Source organism: Kitasatospora sp. NPDC029312, from assembly GCF_055569215.1.
The window spans coordinates 118,239-140,543 of record NZ_JBVHXY010000011.1 but is presented as its reverse complement, the minus strand read 5'-3'; the positions used below and the strand labels follow the sequence as shown (position 1 = coordinate 140,543).

General features: G+C 74.7%; 19 protein-coding genes. 12 read left to right on the top strand and 7 right to left on the bottom strand.

The window, feature by feature from the left end; translation table 11 throughout:
* Positions 1-8: 8 nt before the first annotated feature.
* From ACZ4WV_RS12230 to ACZ4WV_RS12220, 3 genes are all read right to left on the bottom strand, one after another.
* Entirely contained in the window at positions 9-974 is a 966-nt protein-coding gene (locus ACZ4WV_RS12230; protein WP_465745526.1) for an alpha/beta fold hydrolase, read from the bottom strand.
* 157 nt (positions 975-1,131) lie between these two features.
* Complete coding sequence (locus ACZ4WV_RS12225) at positions 1,132-4,563, bottom strand: S8 family serine peptidase (protein ID WP_465745524.1); 3,432 nt, start codon at positions 4,561-4,563, stop codon at positions 1,132-1,134.
* A 456-nt stretch (positions 4,564-5,019) separates the two neighbouring features.
* Positions 5,020-5,874, bottom strand: coding sequence for a siderophore-interacting protein (locus tag ACZ4WV_RS12220; RefSeq protein ID WP_465745522.1), 855 nt, complete (start codon positions 5,872-5,874; stop codon positions 5,020-5,022).
* A gap of 79 nt (positions 5,875-5,953) precedes the next feature.
* On the opposite strand from ACZ4WV_RS12220, the gene ACZ4WV_RS12215 reads away from it, so the two are divergent.
* Complete coding sequence (locus ACZ4WV_RS12215; RefSeq protein ID WP_465745520.1) at positions 5,954-6,712, top strand: TetR/AcrR family transcriptional regulator; 759 nt, start codon at positions 5,954-5,956, stop codon at positions 6,710-6,712.
* A gap of 16 nt (positions 6,713-6,728) precedes the next feature.
* Here ACZ4WV_RS12215 and ACZ4WV_RS12210 read toward each other — a convergent pair whose 3' ends face one another.
* Complete coding sequence (locus ACZ4WV_RS12210; protein WP_465745518.1) at positions 6,729-6,926, bottom strand: hypothetical protein; 198 nt, start codon at positions 6,924-6,926, stop codon at positions 6,729-6,731.
* 161 nt (positions 6,927-7,087) lie between these two features.
* On the opposite strand from ACZ4WV_RS12210, the gene ACZ4WV_RS12205 reads away from it, so the two are divergent.
* The 3 genes from ACZ4WV_RS12205 to ACZ4WV_RS12195 all read left to right on the top strand — a co-directional run bounded on the left by ACZ4WV_RS12205 (position 7,088) and on the right by ACZ4WV_RS12195 (position 9,365).
* Entirely contained in the window at positions 7,088-8,458 is a 1,371-nt protein-coding gene (locus tag ACZ4WV_RS12205; RefSeq protein ID WP_465745515.1) for a D-alanyl-D-alanine carboxypeptidase family protein, read from the top strand.
* Between the two features lie 29 nt (positions 8,459-8,487).
* Positions 8,488-8,898, top strand: coding sequence for a PPOX class F420-dependent oxidoreductase (locus tag ACZ4WV_RS12200; protein ID WP_465745513.1), 411 nt, complete (start codon positions 8,488-8,490; stop codon positions 8,896-8,898).
* A 65-nt stretch (positions 8,899-8,963) separates the two neighbouring features.
* Positions 8,964-9,365: an NTP pyrophosphohydrolase gene (locus ACZ4WV_RS12195; protein ID WP_465745511.1), complete on the top strand. Its 402-nt coding sequence runs from the start codon at positions 8,964-8,966 to the stop codon at positions 9,363-9,365.
* A 46-nt stretch (positions 9,366-9,411) separates the two neighbouring features.
* On the opposite strand, the gene ACZ4WV_RS12190 is transcribed toward ACZ4WV_RS12195, so the two are convergent.
* The gene (locus ACZ4WV_RS12190) at positions 9,412-9,846 is read right to left on the bottom strand and encodes a hypothetical protein (protein WP_465745509.1); all 435 of its coding nucleotides are present in this window, start codon (positions 9,844-9,846) and stop codon (positions 9,412-9,414) included.
* 150 nt (positions 9,847-9,996) lie between these two features.
* Between ACZ4WV_RS12190 and ACZ4WV_RS12185 the strand changes: the two genes are divergently transcribed.
* From ACZ4WV_RS12185 to ACZ4WV_RS12175, 3 genes are read left to right on the top strand one after another with little or no spacing between them, the layout of a single operon-like run.
* Entirely contained in the window at positions 9,997-10,158 is a 162-nt protein-coding gene (locus ACZ4WV_RS12185; RefSeq protein WP_465745507.1) for a hypothetical protein, read from the top strand.
* Positions 10,155-12,512: a heavy metal translocating P-type ATPase gene (locus ACZ4WV_RS12180; protein ID WP_465745505.1), complete on the top strand. Its 2,358-nt coding sequence runs from the start codon at positions 10,155-10,157 to the stop codon at positions 12,510-12,512. The genes ACZ4WV_RS12185 and ACZ4WV_RS12180 overlap by 4 nt, the downstream gene beginning before the upstream one ends.
* Positions 12,509-12,994, top strand: a complete 486-nt coding sequence (locus ACZ4WV_RS12175) for a copper chaperone PCu(A)C (protein ID WP_465745503.1) — start codon at positions 12,509-12,511, stop codon at positions 12,992-12,994. Before ACZ4WV_RS12180 ends, ACZ4WV_RS12175 begins: the two co-directional genes overlap by 4 nt.
* Positions 12,995-13,308: 314 nt before the next feature.
* Here the strand turns inward: ACZ4WV_RS12175 and ACZ4WV_RS12170 are convergent, their stop codons facing one another.
* On the bottom strand, positions 13,309-14,166 hold the full coding sequence (locus tag ACZ4WV_RS12170; RefSeq protein ID WP_465745501.1) for a universal stress protein: 858 nt from the start codon (positions 14,164-14,166) through the stop codon (positions 13,309-13,311).
* Positions 14,167-14,495: 329 nt separating this feature from the next.
* Between ACZ4WV_RS12170 and ACZ4WV_RS12165 the strand changes: the two genes are divergently transcribed.
* Complete coding sequence (locus tag ACZ4WV_RS12165; RefSeq protein WP_465745605.1) at positions 14,496-16,199, top strand: sensor histidine kinase; 1,704 nt, start codon at positions 14,496-14,498, stop codon at positions 16,197-16,199.
* Between the two features lie 83 nt (positions 16,200-16,282).
* Here ACZ4WV_RS12165 and ACZ4WV_RS12160 read toward each other — a convergent pair whose 3' ends face one another.
* Positions 16,283-17,014, bottom strand: a complete 732-nt coding sequence (locus ACZ4WV_RS12160) for a class I SAM-dependent methyltransferase (protein WP_465745499.1) — start codon at positions 17,012-17,014, stop codon at positions 16,283-16,285.
* A gap of 311 nt (positions 17,015-17,325) precedes the next feature.
* On the opposite strand from ACZ4WV_RS12160, the gene ACZ4WV_RS12155 reads away from it, so the two are divergent.
* From ACZ4WV_RS12155 to ACZ4WV_RS12140, 4 genes are all read left to right on the top strand, one after another.
* On the top strand, positions 17,326-18,885 hold the full coding sequence (locus ACZ4WV_RS12155; protein WP_465745497.1) for an AMP-binding protein: 1,560 nt from the start codon (positions 17,326-17,328) through the stop codon (positions 18,883-18,885).
* Positions 18,875-19,117 (top strand): phosphopantetheine-binding protein, encoded by a 243-nt coding sequence (locus tag ACZ4WV_RS12150; RefSeq protein ID WP_465745495.1) that lies wholly within the window; start codon positions 18,875-18,877, stop codon positions 19,115-19,117. The genes ACZ4WV_RS12155 and ACZ4WV_RS12150 overlap by 11 nt, the downstream gene beginning before the upstream one ends.
* The gene (locus ACZ4WV_RS12145; RefSeq protein ID WP_465745493.1) at positions 19,114-20,472 is read left to right on the top strand and encodes a flavin monoamine oxidase family protein; all 1,359 of its coding nucleotides are present in this window, start codon (positions 19,114-19,116) and stop codon (positions 20,470-20,472) included. Before ACZ4WV_RS12150 ends, ACZ4WV_RS12145 begins: the two co-directional genes overlap by 4 nt.
* 124 nt (positions 20,473-20,596) lie before the next feature.
* A complete protein-coding gene (locus tag ACZ4WV_RS12140; RefSeq protein ID WP_465745491.1) occupies positions 20,597-22,303 on the top strand; it encodes a class I adenylate-forming enzyme family protein in 1,707 nt (568 codons plus the stop codon).
* Positions 22,304-22,305 lie beyond the last annotated feature (2 nt).

Sequence of the window (22,305 nt, the reverse complement as noted above, 5' to 3'; positions counted from 1 at the left end):
GGGACGGCTCAGTCCAGGGACTTCAGGAAGTCGAGCAGCGCCTCGGTCACCTCGGCCGGGCGCTCCTGCTGCGTCCAGTGGCCCGTCTCCGGCAGCCGGACGTGCCGGTGCAGCCGGGGGGTCAGCTCCGTCAGCAGGTACGCCAACACCTCGGGCGCGATCATCGCGTTCACCAGGTCCTGCTCACCGGCCACGTACAGCGCGGGCACGTCGATCCGCCGGCCGGCGAACGCCGTCATCAGCTCGTGGTTCCGGTCGATGTTGCGGTACCAGTTGAGCCCCCCGGTGAAGGCCCGCTCACCGTGCAGGGCGTAGTCGGCCGCGAACGCGTCGAGGTCCGCCTCGGTCAGCCAGTCCGGCAGCCGCTCCGGCTCAGGAAGGGTGTCCAGCAGCTTGCGGCCCTCGGGGACGACCCAGGGCCGCGGCTCGCCGTCGGGCTGGACACCGCAGAGGACGCGACGCAGGCTGGCCCGCACGTCGGCCGCCAACTCGGCGTCGGCGCGGCCCGGCTCCTGGAAGTAGATCTGGTAGAAGCCCTCGCCGAAGTTCTCCCGGGCGGCCTGCAGCGGCCCCGGCCCGGTGGGCAGCGGCGGCACGCTCAGTCCGGCCACCCCGCGCACCAGGTCGGGCCGCAGCGCGGCAGTGGCCCAGGCGACCGGCGCGCCCCAGTCGTGCCCGACCACCACGGCCCGCTCCTCGCCCAGCGCGCCGATCAGCGCCGTCACGTCCCCGACCAGGTGCAGCAGGGAGTAGGCGTTCACGTCCTCGGGCTGGGAGCTGCGGGCGTACCCGCGCTGGTCGGGGGCGACCACCCGGTACCCGGCCTCGGCGAGCGGCGCGAACTGGTGCCGCCAGGAGTACCAGCTCTCCGGGAAGCCGTGCAGCAGCAGGACCAGCGGTCCCTCGCCCTGTTCGGCGAGGTGCAGCCGCACACCGTTCACCTCGACGTGGCTGTGCTTGATCGCGTCGTTCACATCCGCTCCCCGGTTCGGTCAGACGAAAGGTCAGTTCGAATCGACCCTGCCCAGCCGGGCGGGTGCGGAACCTCGGGCCTGCGCGGAAAGCAGCCGAGGCCGCCCCGGTGTTCCGGGGCGGCCTCGGCCTCAGGCTGTTGCGCTGAACCGTTCGAGGTCAGTTCACCGTGTAGCTGTACGGGATCGCGGCGAGCACCGAACCGGTGGTGCCCACCACGTTGTTGGCGGTCGGCACGAAGTTCGGGCCGGACACCAGGTAGAGCACGCCCTTGACCGTGCTGCCCTTCGGGCCCGTCGGGGTGACGGTCACCTGCAGGGAGCCGGTGGCGCCGGGCGCGACGGTCACCGGGTTGGCGGCCGGGGCGGAGGCGTTGACACCGGAGGCGTACGGGTCGCCGGTGCTGGAGGCCAGCGCCGGGTCGAACGCCAGGGTGTGCGCGGTGGCGGTGATGGTGGAGGTGCCGGTCGGCGCCCCGCCGTTGCCGAACGGGCCGATCTGCTGGAGGAAGGTGCCCCAGGAGCCAGGGACGACCGGCTGCTCGGCGCTGCCCTTGTCGGCGACGACCGAGATGGTCGAGCCGTCCTGGGCCTTCTTGAGGTCACCGAACACGTCCGGCGAGCCGGTGGTGGCGCTCAGCTCGAGCTGCGCCGGCGTCGAGGACGCCGCCACGGCCTTGAGCTGGTCGGTGCCCGGGGGCACCAGGAAACCGGGCACCGAGGAGGTGAGGCTCAGCGGCAGGCTGACGGAGGCCGAGGCGCCCTGCGGCACCAGCGGCAGGTCGACCCGCTTGTCCAGCCGGCCGTCGGCGGCGATCCGCTGGGTGGCCCCGGTGGTGTTGGTGTAGTTCACCTGGACGGTGACCGGCTTGCCGGCCGCCAGCTTGGTGCGGCCGTCGTTCGGCAGACCGGCCGCGGTGGCCTGGTCGCGGTTGAACGCGATGGTGCCGGCGAAGTCCTGGGCGAGCTCCTGGCCGCTGACCGGGCCGAGGACGTTCAGGACGAACCGCCAGTGGCCCTCGGCCGGGTTGACGGTGGTGGCCGACACGCCGTTGCCGCTACCGGTCAGGTTGCCCTGGGCGTCGAACAGCGCGTTGCTCTCGATGTCGATCGGGGTGCCGTTCGGGCTGATCAGCGCGCCCTGCATGAGCAGGTTGGCGTCCTTGGCGACGGTGACGCCGACCCGCACGTCCTGCTGGCCCTTCGGCACGTCGAAGCCGTACGTGAAGCTCTGCGTCGGCGAGGAGCCACGGCCGTTGCCGCCGGTGATGGTGCCGGTGAAGGTGCCGGTGCCGTTGGTGACCGGGACGAGGCTGCGCAGGACGACCGGGACGCTGGTGGTGTGGCCGTTCGCGCTGGAGACGGTGACCGCCTCGCTCGAGTCGCCGCTGGTCGCCGGGGTGGTGACCTGGACCTTCAGCGTCTTCGTCTGACCGGGCCGCAGCTCGGTGCTGTTCGGGCTCACCGCGCCGGCCGGGACCGCGCGCTGGGTGGAGGTGCCGAGCTGGACGTCGCCGGTGAAGCCGGCCTTGCCCGCCGGGGTGTAGAGGATCGCGGTCCACTCACCGGCCACCGGGTGCGGGACGTCCACCAGGCCGAAGTTGGCCGGAGTGGCGCCGCCCTGCGGACGGGTGTTGGTCTCGAAGCGGCCCGACGGGTCGAGCAGCGTCATGCGGACCACGGGGCCGTTGGTGACCGGGTTCGGGCCGCCGTGCCAGGCGATCGACGCCGCGAGGCGGTCGGCGCCGGCCGGGACGGTGAACTTGACCTGCTTCTGCACCCAGTCGGAGCCGTTGGTGGCGTACTTGAAGGTGTCCTTGGCGGCCGCGTCCAGCTTCACGGTCTGGCGGTTGTCCGCCAGCGGGGCGAAGCTGCGGGTCGCGGCGCTCACCGTCTGCGGCTCGTCACTGGTGTTGGTGACGGAGACGTCGGCGGTGTGGGTGGAGCCGGGGGTGCCGGCGATGGTCAGCTGGCCGGTGTCGACCACCACGGTCCTGGCACCGTCGGTGCCGTCGCCGTCGTCGTAGCCGCGGGCGGCCTCGACGGCGGCCCGGACGTTCAGCAGACCGGCGCCCTGCTCCTCGGCCGGGACGCCGAGGTCGGTGGCCGTACCGGTGAGGAACCTCTTCACCAGCGCCGGGGACGGTGAGTCGCCGCCGTGGGTGTCGCGGTAGGCCTGGATGACCAGGGCCGCGGCACCGGTGACGAACGGGGCGGCCTGGCTGGTCCCGCCGAAGGGCTGGATCGGCGAGGGCTTGCCGTTGAAGCCGGTGCAGTCGGTGTACTTGGCGGTGTCGGGGGTGCACAGCGCCCAGTCCGACTCACCCGGGGCGACCAGGTCGACGGTCCGGCCGGCCTGGGTGAAGCCACCCGAGGACAGCGCGGAGATGCGGCTGTTGCTCCAGGTCTTGTTGGAGAACTGGGCGGCCGCGTAACCGGTCTGCTGGTAGTTCTGGTTGTCCGTCGAGGCGCCGACCGCGATCACGTTCGGGTCGGTGGCCGGGGTGCCGACGGTCCCGCTCAGTCCCGCGTCACCGGAGGAGACGGAGACGGTGACACCGGCCTTGACGGCCTGGTCGTTGAAGAGCGAGATGGTGTCGTGCGCGCCGCTGTCCGGAGTGACGTTGCCGCCGAAGGACTCGTTCAGCACGTCGACGTGGGCGACCCGCACCGCGTAGTCGATGGACTGCAGGATCGACGAGTTCGACATGACCTCGCCGCCGGCCTTCAGGGCGACCAGGTCCGCGTCCGGGGCGAGGCCCTTGATGCGGATGTTGCAGCCGGCCGGCAGCGGGTGCGAGGAGTTGACGAACTGCGAGACGTCGTAGGTCTGGCGGCCCTGGGCGATGACCGCAGAGGCGTCGCCGAAGGCCTCGGCGGCACCCGTCGGTGCGGCCCAGCCGTCACCCGCGAAGTCCTGGTAGTCGACCACGGCGTGCGAACCGTCGGCCCGGATGAAGTCCGGGTTGTCCGGGTCGAGGCCGTCGGCGATGTAGGCGACCTTGACACCCTTGCCGGTGGCGAGGTCGGCCGCGCCGGGCTGGCCGTTGCCGCTCACGCCGTGCACCGAATAGAGGCCCTCGGGCTCCAGCAGCGGCTTCGACGGGTCCGAGGGGCAGACCGCGTTGGTCGCGTTCTCCTCGGCTTGGCCGTTGCTGCCCGGAACGGCCTTCGGAGCGGTGCCGGTCTTGGCCGACGTGGCCGTGGCCGCCTCGGCGTCCTTCTTCGCCGTGGTCGCGGCGACCGGGGCCACCTGGACCGCGGTGTCCGCCACCACGGCGGCGACCGCCGGGTCGGCCTGCAGCTTGGCGCGCAGGGCCGGGCTCACGGTGGCCGAGAAGGCGTTGCCGACCACGAAGCTCTTGATATCGGTGCCGCCGTTGGCCTTGACCGTCTGCAGCAGCGGCGCCTGCGAGCCGGCGGCCTTCTGCTGGCGGGCGCCCAGGTGGCCGTGGTCGGCCGGGGCGTCCGCTATCTGGTCCTTCAAAATCACGATCACCGGCGCCGGCGCCCCGTCCGCGGACGCCGCTTGGGCGTTCTGCGGATCCTGGGCCGGAGCCGCGTCGGCGATGGTCCCGAGGCTGAGAACCATGGACGCGGCGGTGATCGTGACGGCGGCTGCAAGCTGAGTCTTCCGCCAGCCGATCAATGGACATCCTTTCGTCTGATGAGACGTCAGGTTGCGCAGCCCAGGGTACGCGGATCCTGGTAGGACGCGTGGTTGCTCCGGACCGCGCGTCCCGACAGCGGACGCATTCCAGCGCATCCGGCAGGACCCCGACAAGAGGGGAAATTCCCATCAGGAAGTAAAAATGACCATCAGAAAGTAAAATTCACAGTATAAATCGCGCCGCGCCCGTCCCTTTTTCACCGATCAGAGCCGGTCAGGGACGGTCGAAACCGGCTACCGAGGCAGCGGAAATGCACATGGCGAACTCTCGACACTGGCGGAACACCGCCACCTCGGGCCCACCGGATTCCCACGCGCTGCCTACTTGTCGACACTTCGACCCGTCCTTCCCGGTCGGCCGCGGGCGAAACGCGGATTTCAGGACCAGCTCGCCAGCCGCTCCTGAGCGTCCGCCAGGTCCTCGGCGGTCGGCGCGTCGTCCTGGGTCAGCCGGTGGCGCCAGTACCCGGTGAAGTCGATGCCCGACTTCGGCACCCCCCACTCCTCCACCAGGCCCCGGCGCAGCTCCCGCACCGCCCCCGCCTCCCCGGCCAGCCAGACGAAGGGCTCGCCCGCCGGTGGCTCGGCGCCCCGGAACGCCGCGATCAGCGCGGAGCCCGGGGCCGCGCCGTCGCGGCACAGCCACCGCACCTCCAGGTCGGCACGGCTCACCAGCTCCTGACGTTCCGCCGCGTCGGCGACCTCGATCCAGGCCAGCGCCCGCACCCCGTCGGGCAACGCCTCCACCAGCGTCGCGAGGGCTGGCAGCGCGCTCTCGTCCCCGGCCAGCAGCACCCAGTCGGCGGCCGCCGCGGCCTCGGCGAACGGCACCGACGGGGCGTACAGCGCGGAGGGGCCGACCATGCCGAGCCGGTCCCCCGGCGCGGCCCGCAGCGCCCAGGCGGCGGCCGGCCCGGTGTCGCCGTGCAGCACGAAGTCGATGTCGATCCGCCGGGTGCCGGGCTGGCGGCGCCGCAGGGTGAAGCTGCGCAGCAGCGGGCGCTCGGCCTCGGGGATCGTCAGGTAGGCCTGGTACCAGCCCATCGGGTCGTCCTGCTGCGCGGGCAGTACCGGCTCGCGCCGGCCGGAGCGCGGGAAGCACAGCTTGAGCTGCTGGTCAGGCGTGGTGCCGACGCCGTCGGCGAGGGCCTCGGCCTCGAAGGTGATCCGGGCGGTGCGCGGAGTGATCCGGTGGACCGCCACGACGTCGAGGACGGTGACGGGCAGTGTCATCGGGGGCCCCTTCGTTCGGTAACCTTACGGCATAAAGGATTGCTGGTGCGAGGATACTTTACGGCATAAGGAGATGTGGATGACCGTCTACGCCGGGCAGGGCGACCCCTACCGCTCGCTCGCGCTGCTCTGGGGCGCGCCCGAGGACCCGCGCCCCGGCCGGAGCGGCCCCAAACCGGGCCTGAGTGTGGACGCGATCGTCTCCGCCGGAATCGCCGTCGCGGACGCCGAGGGGATGGCCGCACTGTCCATGCGCGCCGTGGGCGAACGGCTCGGCCGCACCGCGATGGCGCTCTACACGTACGTCCCCGGAAAGGCCGAGCTGCTCGACCTGATGCACGACCGCGCGCTCGCCGAACTACCCGGCGCCCCATCGCTGTTCGACGACTGGCGGGCCGCCGCCACCACCTGGGCCGAGCAGCTGTACGCCTGCTACCTGCGCCACCCCTGGATGCTCCAGGTCTCGCAGGCCCGCCCCGTCCTCGGCCCCGCCGAACTGACCGCGATGGAAAGCCTGTTGACCGTCCTGCAGCCGGCCGCACTGGCGCCGGAGCGGCTGCGCGGAACGGTCGCCGCGCTCTGGCAGTTCGTCCGCGGCATGGCCGCCACCACCGCCGACGCCCGCGGCGCGGCGGCCGCCACCGGCATCGCGGACGAGGACTGGTGGACCACCCGCTCGGCCCGACTCGCCGAACTCGCCCCGGACTTTCCCGAGCGCTTCCCCCTGCTGACCGCCTTGCAGGGCGCCACCGGCGGCTCCCCCGAGGACAGCGGCCGCGAGGCCTTCCGCACGGGGCTCGCGGTACTGCTCGACGGGGTGGCTTCCGGAGCCCGCTAGGCGTGTCTGACACGCCCTACTCGCGGCGGGCCGCCGGGATCGACAGCAGCACGCCGAGCACCAGGAGGGCCGCGTACCCGACGGTCTCGTGGCCGTCCGGCACCAGGAAGCGGACGAAGCCGAACAGCCGGAAGCCCCCGAGATGGTCGGCCAGCAGGCCGGAGGCGGAGCCGAGGATCAGCACGAAACCGAGGTAGCCGAACAGGGTCTTCACACCCCCGAGCCTAGGAATCCGCGGCCGCCGGCTCATCCCACTTTCGGCGTGGACCAGGGACACCAAAGTCGCGGCCCCCGCCCGCCGCGCCCCTCGGTGCGGTTTCTCCGGACGGAGCAGCAGGCGCGGCGGGCTGACGGCGGCGCCGGTACGTTCGCGGTGTGCAGTCAAAGCGTGTGCAGCAGAAGTCACTTTCCGTCACCGGGCTCGCCGCCGCCTCGGCGGCCTCGGCCCTGGTGCTCGCCGTCGCCGCGCCCGCCGCGTTCGGCGGCGGCGGGGGTGCCGGAAGCCCCTCCGCCTCCGCGACCCCCGGCCGGGACGCCTCCACGACCGTCGGCGGCGAGCGCCTCGGCCGCCCGGACGTCCAGGTCGCGCCGCTGGCCGGTGCGCCCGCCCTGCCCGCCGGGCTGAGCGGGCGCTCCTGGCTGGTCGCCGACGCCGGCACCGGCGAGGTGCTCGCCGCCCGCGACGCCCACCGGCCGCTGCCCCCGGCCAGCACCCTCAAGATGCTGTTCGCGGACACCGTGCTGCCCAAGCTCGACCGCGCCCTGGAGCACAAGGTCACCCCCGCCGAGCTCGCCGACCTCGGCGCCGGCAGCAGCCTGGTCGGCGTCAAGGAGAACCTGCCGTACCGGGTCGAGGACCTCTGGCGGGGCGTCTTCCTCAGCTCCGGCAACGACGCCGTGCACGTCCTGGCGAACATGAACGGGGGCGTCCGGCAGACCGTCGCCGAGATGCAGGCCCGCGCCCAGTCCCTCCAGGCGAAGGACACCAAGGTCGTCTCCCCCGACGGCTACGACATGGACGGGCAGGTCTCCTCCGCCTACGACCTGACCCTGTTCGCCCGTGCCGGGCTGCGCAACGCCGACTTCCGCTCGTACTGCTCCACCCGCACCGCCCGCTTCCCCGGCGGCCTGGACAAGAACACCGGCCAGCGCACCTCCTTCGACATCGCCAACACGGACCGACTGCTCGGCAAGTACCCCGGCCTGATCGGCGTCAAGAACGGTTACACCACCAACGCGGGCGCCACCTTCACCGGCGCCGCCGAACGCGACGGCCGCACCCTCCTGGTGACCGTGATGCACCCGGAGGCGCAGGGCACCGTCTACGACGAGGCCGCCAGCCTGCTGGACTGGGGCTTCGCCGCGGCCGGCAAGGTCCAGCCGGTCGGGCGGCTGGCCGACGACCTCGGCGCCCCGAAGACCGCCTCCGCCGACGCCTCGCCCGAGGTCGCGGACGCCGAGGCCGGGGCCCAGGTGCCGCCGTGGGCCCGCACGCCCGTCCTCCACAACAACGGGCCCGGTCTCGCCCCCGCCCTCTGGTCGGCCGGCATCCTCGGTGCCGCCCTCGCCGCCTGGGGCACCGCCCGGGTCGCCGCCCGCCGCCGGACCACCCCCGCGTCGGGAGCGGCCTCCACCCGCGGGGCCGTCGCGATCGGCTCCACCGCCGTCGGCGGCCGCGACAACCGCCGCCTGTCCCGCCGCGTCCGCGCCCTGTTGCACGGCCGCCGCCCCCGTCGCAGGCACTGACCCGTGGGCGCTCCCTCTACACTCGGGCCATGACCACGCCCGACCCCGCCGCCGCGGACCGGCTCGCCCGGCTCGTCAGCCTCTCCTCCGGGAGCTACCTGCTCGTCACCACCTACCGGAAGGACGGCACCGCGGTGCCGACCCCGGTCTGGGTGGTGCGCGACGGGGACGCGCTCGGCATCTGGACCGTCGCGGACTCCTGGAAGGTCAAGCGGATCCGCAACCGCGCGGACGTCCTGGTCGGCCCCTGCGACGTCAAGGGACGGCCGACCGGCCGGCAGTACCCGGCCACCGCCGAGATCCTCGGCCCCGAACGCACCGCCGCCTACCGCACCCTGCTGCGCCAGAAGTACGGCCTGCTCGGCGTGCTCACCCTGCTCGGCAGCCGACTGCGCCGCGGCGAGCGCGGCACCGTCGGCATCCGCATCACCCTGAGCTGACCCCGATTCGGCCGCGCGGCCACCGGTTCGGCCGGGCGGCGGGCGAGCTGGCAGGCTTGGCGGTCATGGACGAGAACGAGACCGCGCCGCCGCCCCTGCTGGTGGTGGACGGCGCGAACGTGGTCGGATCGGTGCCCGACGGCTGGTGGCGTGACCGGCGCGGCGCCGCCGAGCGGCTGCGGGACTCCCTGGTCCCGCTCGCGGCCCGGGGCCTGCCGGACCTGCCCGGCCCGGTGGAGGTGGTCCTCGTCGTCGAGGGCGCCGCACGGGGCGTGGCCGCCCTGCCCGAGGTGCGAGTGGTCGCGGCGAGCGGCAGCGGGGACGACCGGATCGTGGAACTGGTCCGCGCGGCCCGCGCCGACCGCCCGGAGCGGCCCTGCCTGGTCGTCACCGCCGACCGCGAACTCCGCGCCCGCGTCGGCGCGCTGGGCGCCGCCGTCACCGGCCCGCGCAGCGTGCGGCCCTGACCGGGCCGGGTCACCGGAACAGAGGGGCGGGTCAGCGGGCCCCGGGTCAGCGGGGCTGGACGGCGTACATGCCCCAGTGGATCGACGGGTCCGAGGTCTCCACGGTGAACTGCAGGTCCCGGCCCTCGCGGGCGAAGATCTCCACGGAGCCGGTACCGGTGCCCTCCACCGGGCACTCCACCGAGAAGTCGGCCGGGGCCAGGCTGCCGACGTGCACCCGCACCGAACCGCCGCCCCGGCAGCCGACGGTGACGGTGAACGGCAGGGTGGGGATCACCGAGGCCGTCACCGCGCCGCCGTCCCCGATCCAGTCCGGTATCCAGAGCAGGGTGTCCTCCGTCTCCGGGCGGGGCAGGATCTCACCCGTTCCCGGCCGACCGAGTTGCCCGGGCGAGTGGACACCTCGGGATCGGTCGGCTGCGCCGCCGCCGCGAATGCCCGCTTCGTACGCTTCATCCTCGTCCCCCTGCTGTTGACGCATCCGTGCCGGTCCTCGGCACACGAAGGGATCGTACGGCGGAGAAACGACAGTGGCGGGTGTCACCTCGGGAATCCCCGACCGTACGGGAACCACTCGCGATCCCCGTCCGACTGCTGGGGGGTGAGTGCGAAATCGCCGGGTGTCCGGCCGTTGAGTGTGCTGGTGGGGTTCGCCCTGCTGCTGGTGGTGGTGTTCGCGGTGGCGTACGGGGTGGGCCGGCAGGCGGGGCCGGTGGCGCCGGGGCTCCGGCCGAGTGACGGGCGCGGTGCGTCGCCCGGGACGGGCGGGCACGACATGGGCGGGATGCGATGAGCCCGGTCACGGAGGCGGGCGCCCTGGTGTCCACCGATCTGGCGGTCGGCGGGATGACCTGCGCGGCGTGCGTGGGCCGGGTCGAGAAGCGGCTGGCCCGGATCGACGGGGTGACAGCCGGGGTGAACCTGGCCACCGGACGCGCCCGGGTGCTGCACCCGGCCGGGGTGTCCGTCGAGGACCTGGTGGCCGCCGTCGAACGGGCCGGCTACACCGCCGAGTTGGTCACCGAGGGGGCGCCCGGCGGGCTGCCGGAGGAGGAGCCGGACGAGCGCCGGCGGCTGCTGGTCACCGCGCTGTCGGCCGTCCCGGTGCTGGTGCTGTCGATGGTGCCCGCGGCGCAGTTCACCGGCTGGCAGTGGGTGTGCTTCACGCTGGCCCTCCCGGTGGTGACCTGGGGTTCGGCGGGCTTCCACCGCCGGGCGTGGCAGGGGTTGCGGCACGCCGCCGCGACCATGGACACCCTGGTCAGCCTGGGCGTGGTGGCCTCCTTCGGCTGGTCCGCGTACGCGCTGTTCCTCGGCGGGGCGGGGCAGTTGGGCATGCGGATGCCGTTCTCGCTGACCGCCGACGGCGGCGGCACCGCGCACGTCTACCTGGAGGCGGCGGTCGGCGTGCCGCTGTTCGTGCTGGCCGGGCGGCTGTTGGAGGGGCGGGTGCGGCGGCGCAGCGGCTCCGCGCTGCGGGCGTTGGCCGAGCTGGGCGCCAAGCAGGTGTGCGTGCGCGAGGCGGACGGCGAGGAGCGGCTGATCCCAATCGAACTCCTCCTGCCAGGGCAGGAGTTCGTCGTGCGACCGGGCGAGCGGGTGGCCACCGACGGGGTGGTGGTGGAGGGCGGTTCGGCGCTTGACCTGAGCCTGCTGACCGGGGAGAGCATGCCGGTCGAGGTCGGTCCGGGTGACCAGGTGGCGGGTGCGACGGTCAACGTCGGCGGCACGCTGGTGGTCCGGGCGACGGCCGTCGGGGCGGACACCCAACTGGCCCGGATCGCCGCGCTGGTGGCGGACGCCCAGGCCGGGAAGGCGCGCGCCCAGCGGTTGGCGGACGCGGTGGCCGGGGTGTTCGTGCCGTGCGTGCTGACGGTCGCGGTGTGCGTGCTGGGCTTCTGGCTGGGAGCCGGCGCGGCCCCGCAGGGGGCGGTCACGGCGGCGGTCGCGGTGCTGGTGGTGGCCTGCCCGTGCGCGCTGGGTCTGGCGACCCCGACCGCGCTGCTGGCGGCCACCGGACGCGGCGCCGAACTGGGTGTGCTGGTGCGCGGCCCGGAGGTGCTGGAGAGCCTGCGCCGGGTGGACACCGTGGTGATGGACAAGACCGGCACGCTCACCACCGGACGGATGGAGCTGGCCGCGGTGACGCCGGCCCGCGACCTGGCCGGCGATCCGGCCGGCGGCCTGGCCGACGCGGCGCCCGGGGCGCTCACGCGGGAACAGCTGCTGCGGCTCGCCGGGGCGGTCGAGCACCGCTCGGAGCACCCGATCGGACGGGCCGTCGCGGCGGCCGCCCGGGAACGCTGCGGCGGGGCCCTGCCGGCGGTGGACGGTTTCGCGGCCACCCCCGGCCTCGGGGTGTCCGGCACGGTCGAGGGCCGCGCCGTCCGGATCGTGCGGCCGGAATCGGCCGAGCTGCCACCGGAGCTGGCCGAGGCGGTGACGGCCGCCGGGGCCGCGGGCCGCACCGCCGTACTGGTGGAGCTGGACGGGCGGCCCGCGGCCGTCCTGGCGGTCGGTGACACGGTGCGCTCGGGCAGTTGGCGAGCCCTCCACCGGCTGCGCGGGATGGGCCTGGAGACCGTCCTGCTGACCGGCGACGGCCCGGGCGCGGCCCGCGCGGTGGCGGCCGAGCTGGGCATCGAGCGGGTGCACTCCTCGGCCTCGCCCGAGCGCAAGGCCGAGGTGGTGGCCGAACTGCGGTCCGCGGGGCGGACGGTGGCGGTGGTCGGTGACGGCGTCAACGACGCGGTGGCGCTGGCCTCGGCCGATCTCGGGGTGGCCCTGGCCTCGGGCAGTGACGCCGCGATCGGCGCGGCCGGGCTGACCCTGGTGCGCGGGGACATCGAGGCGGTGGTGGACGCCGTACGGCTGGCCCGGCGGACACTGGCGACGATCCGGGCCAACCTGCTCTGGGCCTTCGGCTACAACCTGGTGCTGATCCCGCTGGCGGCCGTCGGACTGCTGAACCCGATGCTGGCGGCGGTCGCGATGTCGCTGAGTTCGCTGCTGGTGGTGGGCAACAGCCTGCGGCTGCGCACCTGGCAGCCGGGGCGCGGCGGCGGACACGGCGGCGGGGGCGGCGGGCCGTACGGCTCCCGCGGCGGTGGCCGGTACGGCGGTCGGCGCGAGGGGGAGCGGCGATGAGGCGGCTGGACCGGCTCGGGGCGGTCGGCCCACCGGTGGGCGCGGCGGCGCTCGCGCTGGCCCTGCTCACCGGCTGGACGGCGGTCGGCGGCGCCGGCGGGGCCCGGCCGGTGGAGGCCGACGCGGGCTGGGTGCTGCTGCCGACGGCGGGCGCGTCCGCCGCGACGGCGGCCTTCTTCACGGTCCGCAACCCTGGCGATGTCCCCGACGAACTGACCGGTGCCACCTGGGAGTTCGGTGGACCGATCACCCTGAAGCGGCACGTCCACCAGGGCGCCGCGGGCCGCTGGGAGCCGGTCGCCGCGCTGCCGGTGCCCGCCCGGGGCGAGCTGGCGATGTCCCCCGAGGACGCCGATCTGATGATCGCCGCCCCGCCGCCGCTGCGGACCGGCCAGTGGGTGGGCTTCACCCTCACCTTCCGGCACAGCCCGCCGCTGCGGCTGGTCGCCCGGGTGCTGCCCCCGGGCGCGACGCCGCGCTGAGGCGCCGCGCGCGAGGACCCGGATGAACCCCGGCGGTGCCGGCGCACGTTGAGGTGAGTGGTGGGCGGCCCGTGTGGGGCGCGGCCGCACACCACTTCACGCGGGCGGGCTGCCGGCCGCCCCCGTCGAGCGCGTCCTCGACCGACCGCCGGGCATGGCGGCTGCGGGCGGCCCGCGGCCCGCCCGCAGCACCGACCACGGGCCGAAGGAGGCAGACGACCGGGCAGGCAGCAGGGCTCAAGGTCCCGCCACCGCCGACCGGTCGTCACCGCCGCGCTGCGTCAGCCGTGCGTCAGCCGTGCGTCAGTCATGCGTCAGCCGTGCGGAACGACCGCGACCGGCGCCTCGGCGTGGTGCAGCGCCGCGTGCGCGGTCCGGCCGAGCCGGGGGCCGAGCTCGACGGCGCGCCCGCGCCGGCCGACCACGACCAGGGCGGCCCCGGCGGAGGTCTCCACCAGGCCGCGAGCCGCGCCCAGCCGGACGTCCTCGACCACCTCGACCTCGGGGTGCTGCTCGCGCTGACCGGCCAGCGCGAGCGACAGCAGCTTGGCCTCCAGCGCCTCCAGCTGGGCGACCTCCGCCGCCGGAACGGCGCCGCCGGCGTAGCCGAACAGCGGCGGGAGGTCCCAGCCGTGCACCGCCCGCAGCCGGGCGCCGCGCAGCGCCGCCTCGCGGAAGGCGAAGGCCAGCACCTCCTCCTCGGGGCCGTGGGCGTCCACGCCGACCACCACCTCGCCGGAGGCCGGCTGTTCCGTAGCGGGCTCCCGCACCACCACGACGGGCGTCGCGCTGCGCCCGGCCACGGCCATGCTCACCGAGCCGAGCAGCAGCCCGGCGAAGCCGCCGAGGCCGCGCGAGCCGAGCACCAGCAGGTCGGCGTCCTCGGCGGCGGCCACCAGCCCGTCCACGGGTGCGTCCAGGACGGCGTCGGTGTGCACGGTCAGCTCCGGGTGGCGCGCGCGGATCCCCTCGGCGGCCGCGGCCAGGGTGCGCTGGGCGGCCTCGGGAAGGTCGTCCGGCTCGGCGAAGGAGGCCACCCCGTCGGTCAGCCACGGCCAGGCGTGCACCAGCCGCAGCGACGCCCCGCGCCGTACGGCCTCCTCGGCGGCCCAATGGGCTGCGGCCGTGCTGGTGGGCGAGCCGTCGATCCCGGCCGCAACGGTTGACGTCATGTGTTCCTCCATCGTGTCGGCGGCGGGACCGTCGCGCCCTGACGGCCCGTCCGCTCCTGCTCCCCACCCTGTGGTTCGGGCCCGCGCTCGACCAGAGGCCGCAAGCCCCCCGCTCGCGGGACGAAAGACCCGTCCGGGTCGAACCCTACGCGACCCCGCCCGCTGACCGGCCGACACGCGGGCACTAGCGTGGGAGCCGGGCATCGCCGCTGGTCGGACGGCGCCGGATCCGACCGGCCGACAGCGGCGGGCGGTCGGGCGGTCGGGCGGGAACGAGGAGGACAGCGGTGAGCGGAGCGGACGGCGGGGCGGTGGGCGGCGGGGCGCGGATGCCCCGACTGCGCCTGGACGAGCTGCTGGAGGAACTCCAGTGGCGGATCGACGCGGCGCGCGGGACGCAGGACCGGGTGCACAGCCTGCTGGAGGCGGTGCTCGCGGTCGGCCGTGAGCTGGACCTCGCCCAGGCGCTGCACCGGATCGTGGCGGCCGCCGCCGACCTGGTGGACGCCCGCTACGGCGCGCTGGGGGTGATCGGCCCGGACGGGCACTCGCTGTCGCAGTTCCTGACGGTGGGTCTGACCGAGGCGCAGATCACCGAGATCGGCCCGCCACCGTCCGGCCGGGGCATCCTCGGCGAGCTGATCCACCGGCCGCAGCCGCTGCGCTGCCCGGTGCTGTCCGACCACCCGGCCTCGGTCGGCTTCCCGGCGAACCACCCGCCGATGCACACCTTCCTGGGGGTGCCGGTGCGGGTGCGCGGCGAGGTGTTCGGCCACCTCTACCTGACCGACAAGCGCGGCGGGCTGGACTTCGACGAGGACGACGAGGCGGTGATCGCCACCCTGGCGGTCGCGGCCGGGGTGGCGATCGACAACGCCCGGCTGTACGAGGAGGCGCAGTTGCGCCAGCGCTGGCTGCGGGCCAGCACCGAGATCACTCGCAGCCTGCTGTCGGGCGCGCCGCGGCTGGAGGTGGTCGAGCTGATCGCCCGGCGGGCCCGGGAGATCGCGGGCGCCGAGCTGGCGGACGTCTCGGTGGCGTTGGCCGGCCCGCAGGAGCGGGCCGAGGAGCTGACGGTCGAGGTAGCGCTCGGCGGCGCACCGGACGCCCGGCTGGGTGTGACGGTGCCGGTGGACGGCACGCTGTCCGGGGCCGCGTACCTCTCGGGCTCGCCGGTGACCAGTGACGAACTGGCCGGCGACGCCCGCTTCCCGGCCGGGCCGGCGGGCCGCTTCGACGGGCTGGGCCCGGCCGTCGCGGTGCCGCTGGGCACCGGTTCCGGGTACGGGCGCGGCGTGCTGCTGCTGGCCCGGGCGCAGGGGCGGCCGCCCTTCGGGCCGGAGGAGACCGGCCCGCTGCTGGGCTTCGCCGATCAGGCGGCGCTGGCCCTGGAGCTGGCCGAACGGCGGCGGGACGCCGAGCAGTTGACCCTGCTGGAGGACCGCGACCGGATCGCCCGGGACCTGCACGACCTGGCCATCCAGCGGCTGTTCGCCACTGGGATGACACTGCAGAGCGCGGGCCGGCTGATCGACAGCCCGGCCGCCGCGGACCGGGTGGCCCGGGCGGTGGCGGACCTGGACGAGACCATCAAGATCATCCGCTCGACGATCTTCGGGCTGCGCGCCCACAGCGAGCCCGACCGCGGCCTGCGCGCCCGCGCCACCCGGGTCGTCACCGAGGCGCAGGGGCCGCTCGGCTTCGCGCCCCGGCTGAGCATGGAGGGCCTGCTCGACACCGACGTCCCGCAGGAGCTGGCCGAGCACGTGGTGGCCGTGCTCGCCGAGGCGCTCAGCAACGCCGCCCGGCACGCCCGCGCCACCCGGGTCGAGGTGACCCTGCGCGCCCTGGCCGGGCGGGTGGTGCTCACGGTGACCGACGACGGGGTGGGCGTACGGGAGGGCGGCCGGCGCAGCGGGCTGCGCAACCTCGCCGAGCGCGCCGAGCGCGTCGGCGGCGCGTTCGCCCTCGGCCCGGCGGACGGCGGGGGCGGCGGGACCCGGCTGGTCTGGGAGGCGCCGCTCGGTTCCTGAGCGGCCGCCCCGGACAGCCACCTACGGCCCGGACGGCCGCCCAAGCCCGGGCCGCCGGCCGCCGTCGGGACGCTGACGCCCGCTCAGGCCCGGAAGGCCAGCACGCGGTAGCGCGGGTCCGGGCGCGGCCGGTCCTGGTCGGGCAGGCCCGCCAGGGCCCGTACGGTGGCGGCCGCGTCGGCCGGGTCGGCGCACCACGGGATACGCCCCCGTTCGACGGCCTGCCGCCAGGCGCGCGGGCTGCGGCCCTGCCCGGTGCCGGGGAAGGCCGTGGAGCCCGCTGGGCGGAGGCCGAGGGCGGCCGCCTGCCCGGTCAGCCGCTCGGCGCCGTCCGGCACCTGCGGCGCGTGGCTCCGACGCAGCGGCGCCGTGAGTTCGGCGAGGTCGCTCGGCTCGGTGAAGTAGGCGTCGTTCTTGTCCACGGTGGTGATCAGCACCCCGCCCGGGCGCAGCACCCGGCGGGCCTCGGCCAGGACAGGGGCGGCCTCCGGCAGCAGGTGGAGCAGCCAGACCAGCAGTACCGCGTCCACGCTGCCGGTCCGGACCGGCAGGCGGGCGGCGTCACCGCGGGCCACCGCGCCCGGGAGGCGCCGCGCCGCGAGGCGCAGCATGCCCGGCGAGCGGTCGACGCCGAGGACCGCCCGGCCCGGCCGGAGCAGCCGCGCGGTCACGATGCCCGTTCCGCACGCGACGTCCACCACCGTGCCGGTTTCCGCCGGAAGCAGCCGCTCGACGGCCTCCGCGGCGGCCTCCGCTCGTGGTTCACCCCCGCGCGAGGCGTCGTACTCCAGCGCCTCGGCGTCGTAGTCGAGCATCCGCCCTCCCCTGGTCCGACGGGTAGTCAAGCGAACCGCCGGGCGGTCGGGCAAGTGTTCGGCGCGGATCGCCGCGGAAAGGGCCGGCTCGGCCGCCGTGTCGAACGCCACTGACTCCTCATCACATCACCGTGCGCGCACCGTCCCTACTCGAACGACCGGAGCGGCGGGCGCGGTTCACAGTTCCGCCACGGCCTCTTGGAAGAACGCCCTCAACATCCATTGTCGCCACGCATGTTCGAAGGTAGAGTCGCCGTTCGCCGAGCACGGATGAGCAGTTCTCGGCGCTCTCGGCGCCATTTGGGGCGAGCATGTCAAACAATCACCGTTCCCTTCGGGTCGCTCCCGACCTACTTGACGTGTTCAGTGATATCGCACGTCGAAATCCCCGTCGTCCGGCGATCGTCCACAACGGACACGCCCTGAGTTACCGCCGGCTCCAGGAGTCGGCGAACGCCCTGGCCACGCGCCTGGGTCCGGAGCCCGGCACGGTCGCCGTACCGGCGGTCCACACGCCGGAAACGGTGGTCGCACTCCTCGGCGTGCTGACCGCCGGCGGCATCTACTGCCCCGTCGACCCGGTATTCCCCGCGGCCCGCCGACAAGCCATGGCGGGGGCCGCGCAGTGCCGCACCGCGTTGTCCGGAAGGTCCGGCGACGTGCTCCAATTGAACGCCCGCTCCGTGGAGTTACCGGGGCCGACGGAATTCTCCGACGGCCCCCCGGGAAGTCCCCCCAGGAACCCGGCCGGGGCGATCCCGGAACGACCGGCCTACATTCTCTTCACGTCGGGTTCGACCGGGCAGCCGAAACCCGTCGTGACGCCCCGCCGGGCCGTCTCGGCCACCGCGCACGAGCTGGGCGGACTGTTCGACCTCACCCCCGAGGACCGGGTGCTCCAGTTCGCCTCGCTCAACTGGGACACCTGCTTCGAGGAGATCCTTCCGACGCTCACCACGGGCGCGACCCTGGTCATGGACCGGGACGCGCACAGCGGCTCCTTCCCCCGCTTCCTGCGGCTGGTGGAACGCGAGCGGATCACCGTGCTGGACCTGCCGACCGCCTTCTGGCACGAACTGGTCCACCACCTGGTCGAATCGGGGGACCGGCTCCCCTCCTGCCTGCGCCTGCTGGTGATCGGCGGGGAGGCGGCCGGCCCGGCCCGGCTGGCCGACTGGGCCCGGCTGCCGACCGGGGGCATCCGGCTGCTGAACACCTACGGCTGCACCGAGACCACCCAGATCACCCACGCCGTGGACCTCGCCGGTCCGCTCGCGTCCGGGCGGACCTGGGACGGCACCGCTCGCGCCCCGATCGGACGGGCCCTGCCGCACATCGTCGAACGCCTCGACGACAGCGGCGAGTTGCTGATCGGCGGCCCGGCCCTCGCGCTCGGCTACCTCGGCCTGCCCGAGGCGACGGCGGCGCGGTTCGTCACCCTGGACGGCGGCCGGTACTTCCGCACCGGCGACCGGATGAGCCGCGATCCGGACGGGCTGCTCACCCACCGGGGCCGCCTGGACGGCGAGTTGAAGGTACGCGGCATCCGGGTGGACCCGGCCGAGGTCGAGGCGCACCTCACCGGCCACCCGGACGTCACCGCGGCCGCCGTCACCGGCACCACCGCGGCCGGCCGCACGACCCTGGTCGCGTACGTGGTGGCGCGCCCCCACCAGCCGGCCCGGCAGTTGGACCGCGACCTGCTGGCCTACCTGCGGGCCCGGGTCCCCGGCCACCTGGTGCCCGGCCGGATCACCGTCGTGCCCAGGCTGGTGCACACCCCGAGCGGAAAGATCGACCGGGCCGGCTGCCACCTGCGCTACGCGGCGCCCGCCCCCGACAGGTCGAAGGAGACCTCCCTTGAGCACTGACCTCACCACCCCCGCCACGGCCCAGGCCATGGTCGCCGTCTTCCGGCGCGTCCTGGAGCGCGAGGACATCACCGACGACGCCGACTTCTTCGACCTCGGCGGCGACTCCCTGCTCGCCACCCGGGTGCTGAGCGCCGTCGCCCGCACCCACGGCGTCGAGCTGACCTTCGACGACTTCCTGCTCGCGCCCACCCCGGCCGGCCTCGCACAGCGCATCACGGCCGCCGCATGAGCGAGGACCACAGATCCACCGCGCTCGTGGTCGGCGCCGGCCTGGCCGGGCTCACCACGGCGACCGGACTGGCGGCCCGGGGATACGGCGTCACCGTCCTGGAGGCCCGCGACCGGGTCGGCGGACGCACCCACGGCATCGAGGCCGCCCCCGGCTCCTGGGTCGACGCCGGCGCCGCCTACCTCGGCGACCAGCACACCGAACTCGCCTTCCTGCTAGCCGAATCAGGCCTCAAGACCACCCCCACCACGATGCTCGGGGCCAGCCGCTTCGCCCTGCACACCGGAGCGCCGGCCGGCGAGGGGGAGGAGGCCGCCACCCGGGACGGCCGGTTCCCCCCGCTCAACGCCGTCGCCCTCGGCGACCTGTTCGATCGGCTCGCCGAACTCACCGCCGCCGTACGGCCGGAGGCCCCCTGGCTCACACCGGACGCCGAACGGCTGGACACCCTGACCGCCGCCGGGTGGGCCGACCGGCACCTCACCCACCCGGACGCCCGGCTCTTCTTCCCGCTCTTCCTCGGCGAGATGTGTGCCGCCGACCCCGCCGACATCTCCGTCCTGCACCTCGCCTTCTACCTGCGCTCCGGCGGCGGGCTGCGCTATCTCAACGCCTTCGCCGGCGGCGCCCAGCAGGACCGCGTCGACGGTGGCGCCCACCAGCTGTGCGAGCGGCTGGCCGAACGGCTGGGCGGCCGGGTCCGGCTGGGCGAGCAGGTCCGGGCCGTCCACCAGGACGACCGGTCGGTCACCGCCCACACCGACCGGGGCGCGTACCGGGCGGACGTCGCGGTCATGGCCCTGCCCCCGCTGCTCGCCGACGCGATCGCGTACGAGCCCGCCCTGCCGACGCCCCGGGCCGGCGAGCACACCGCCCGCGGCTGCGCCGTCAAGGTCCACCTGGTCTACCCCGCGCCGCTCTGGCGCGACCACGGCCTCTCCGGCTGGTCCGTCAACGCCCGGGGCCCGCTGCTCTCCACCGTGGACGACTCCCCCACGGCCGGGATCGGCGTCCTCACCGGATTCGTCACCGGCGCCGAGGCCCACCGCTTCGGCGCGCTCACCCCGCGTCAGCAGCGCGCCGAGGCCCTCGCCCAGGCCGCGCGGCTGTTCCCGATGCTCCCCGAACCGTCCGGCTTCCACGTCACCGACTGGCTCGACGACCCGTTCAGCCGGGGCTGTTACGCCGCCCTCATGGGGCCGGGCGACTGGACGCGGCTCGGCCCGACGCTGACCGAGCCGCACCGGCGGGTGCACTGGGCCGGCACCGAGACCAGCACCGCGTTCTTCGGCCTGATGGAGGGCGCCGTCCGCTCCGGCCACCGGGTGGTCGCCGAGATCCTCGACCGCGCCTAGCCCGAGCCCCCTCTCTTCTCCCGCTCTGCCCCGCCCGCGCCGACAGGCCCGCGGGCGCCCCTCACCGCTCCCGGACGCCGGTTCCACGAGAACCCGCGCCCGGCACCCACGTCCGGAGACCGCCATGAGCGATCACAGTTCCATCGCGCCCCTCGCCGCCAGAGAACGGCTGATGACCGAGCCGAACCTCGGAGCGGGCAACTTCCTCGACCACGCGGTCGCGGCGAACCCCCACCGCTCCGCCCCCGTCGTCTTCACCCACCGCACCGACCACCGCGGCGAGATCCTGCTGCGCGGCCACAGCCTGCTCGACCTCGCCGCCCTGCGCGACCGCTACGCCACCTGGTACCACGCCAACGGGGTGCGCCCCGGCGAGCCGGTCGCCGTCGTGGTCGGCGAGGGCCTGGAGCCGCTGCTGCACTTCCTCGCACTGACCGCGCTCGGCGCCGTCCCCGCGCTGGTCAACGACGCCATGCGGCACGACGTCATGGTGCGCTACCTCGACCACGTCGGCGTGGTCGGCGCCGTCGCCGACGACACCACCCGGCTGGCCGCCGCCTACCGCCGGGACCCGCAGCGGCGCCCGCGCTTTCTCGCCCTCGCCGCCGAGGTGCGGGCCTTCGACGCCGACGCCGTCGAGCTGCCCGCCGACTACCCGTACCGGCACGACCCCGACGACGTGGTGGCACTGATCCACTCCTCCGGCACGACCGGCACCCCCAAGTCCACGATGCTGGCACACCGAGGCTTCTGGGACGGCAAGCAGCCGCGGATGGTGCGCTTCCCCGCCGAGCCGTACGACCGGCTGATGTCACTGATGCCGCACACCCACGCGGGCGGCCTCAGCTACTTCCTCACCGCCGTGCTGCTCGGGCTGCCGACCGTGGTGATGTCCGACTGGCGGCGCGCCGTGGTCGAGCCGGTGATGGAGGCCTTCCAGCCGACCATGGTCGCCTCCTTCCCGCGCACCCTCGTCGAACTCGCCACCGGCGAGCTGCCGGTGCGCGGCGCGGCCCGGGTGCACTCCTGGTTCAACACCGGTGACAGCGCCCATCACGGGCACGTCCGCCGGCTGGTCACCCTCGGGGAGCGGCCCGCCGGGCTGATCCGGCCCTGGCTGCTGCCGCAGCAGAAGGAGGAGCAACCCGCCCTGCCCGGTTCGCAGTTCATCGACGGGCTGGGCTCCTCCGAGATGGGCATGGCGCTCTTCGGCCAGGTCACCACCCCGGAGAGCGCGCGCGACGACCGCTGCGTCGGCAAGCCGCTGGAGGTCGTCCGCCGGGCCGCCGTACTGGACCACGACGGCACCGAACTCCCGGACGGAACCGTCGGATTGCTGGCCGTGGACTCCCCCTCGCTGACCCCGGGCTACTGGAACGACGAGCGGCTGACCGCGGGCTTCGAGCTGGCCGGCTACTGGCTCACCGGCGACGTCGCCCGCCGCGACGCCGACGGCCGCTACTACCACCTCGACCGCACGGTGGACGTCATCGACACCGCCGGCGGCCCGGTCTACAGCCTGCCGATCGAGGAGGTGCTGCTGGCCGACTGCGCGGACCTCGTCCGGGACTGTTCGGTGGTCGGCGTCCCGGCCGGCCCGGGGCTCGGCCAAGTCCCGATCGGTGTCGTGCAGTTGCAGACAAACGCGGCCGAGACCGAGGCGGAGCAGGTACGGGCCGCCGCCAACGCGGCGCTGGCTGCGGCCGGCCTGGCCCCCCTCGCCGCCGTCCGGATCGCCCGGACCCCGGAGGACTTCCCCCTGGGACCGACCGGCAAGGTGCTCAAACGCGAGCTGCGCACCCGCCACGCCGGCCTCCTCACCGGCCAGTAGCA

Coding starts and splice junctions, on each gene's coding strand:
- ACZ4WV_RS12225 (WP_465745524.1), bottom strand. CDS start 4,563: ATGGTTCTCAGCCTCGGGACCATCGCCGACGCGGCTCCGGCCCAGGAT.
- ACZ4WV_RS12175 (WP_465745503.1), top strand. CDS start 12,509: ATGAGGCGGCTGGACCGGCTCGGGGCGGTCGGCCCACCGGTGGGCGCG.
- ACZ4WV_RS12160 (WP_465745499.1), bottom strand. CDS start 17,014: ATGCTCGACTACGACGCCGAGGCGCTGGAGTACGACGCCTCGCGCGGG.
- ACZ4WV_RS12140 (WP_465745491.1), top strand. CDS start 20,597: ATGAGCGATCACAGTTCCATCGCGCCCCTCGCCGCCAGAGAACGGCTG.
- ACZ4WV_RS12170 (WP_465745501.1), bottom strand. CDS start 14,166: ATGACGTCAACCGTTGCGGCCGGGATCGACGGCTCGCCCACCAGCACG.
- ACZ4WV_RS12145 (WP_465745493.1), top strand. CDS start 19,114: ATGAGCGAGGACCACAGATCCACCGCGCTCGTGGTCGGCGCCGGCCTG.
- ACZ4WV_RS12180 (WP_465745505.1), top strand. CDS start 10,155: ATGAGCCCGGTCACGGAGGCGGGCGCCCTGGTGTCCACCGATCTGGCG.
- ACZ4WV_RS12190 (WP_465745509.1), bottom strand. CDS start 9,846: ATGCGTCAACAGCAGGGGGACGAGGATGAAGCGTACGAAGCGGGCATT.
- ACZ4WV_RS12195 (WP_465745511.1), top strand. CDS start 8,964: ATGGACGAGAACGAGACCGCGCCGCCGCCCCTGCTGGTGGTGGACGGC.
- ACZ4WV_RS12200 (WP_465745513.1), top strand. CDS start 8,488: ATGACCACGCCCGACCCCGCCGCCGCGGACCGGCTCGCCCGGCTCGTC.
- ACZ4WV_RS12215 (WP_465745520.1), top strand. CDS start 5,954: ATGACCGTCTACGCCGGGCAGGGCGACCCCTACCGCTCGCTCGCGCTG.
- ACZ4WV_RS12220 (WP_465745522.1), bottom strand. CDS start 5,874: ATGACACTGCCCGTCACCGTCCTCGACGTCGTGGCGGTCCACCGGATC.
- ACZ4WV_RS12165 (WP_465745605.1), top strand. CDS start 14,496: ATGCCCCGACTGCGCCTGGACGAGCTGCTGGAGGAACTCCAGTGGCGG.
- ACZ4WV_RS12155 (WP_465745497.1), top strand. CDS start 17,326: ATGTCAAACAATCACCGTTCCCTTCGGGTCGCTCCCGACCTACTTGAC.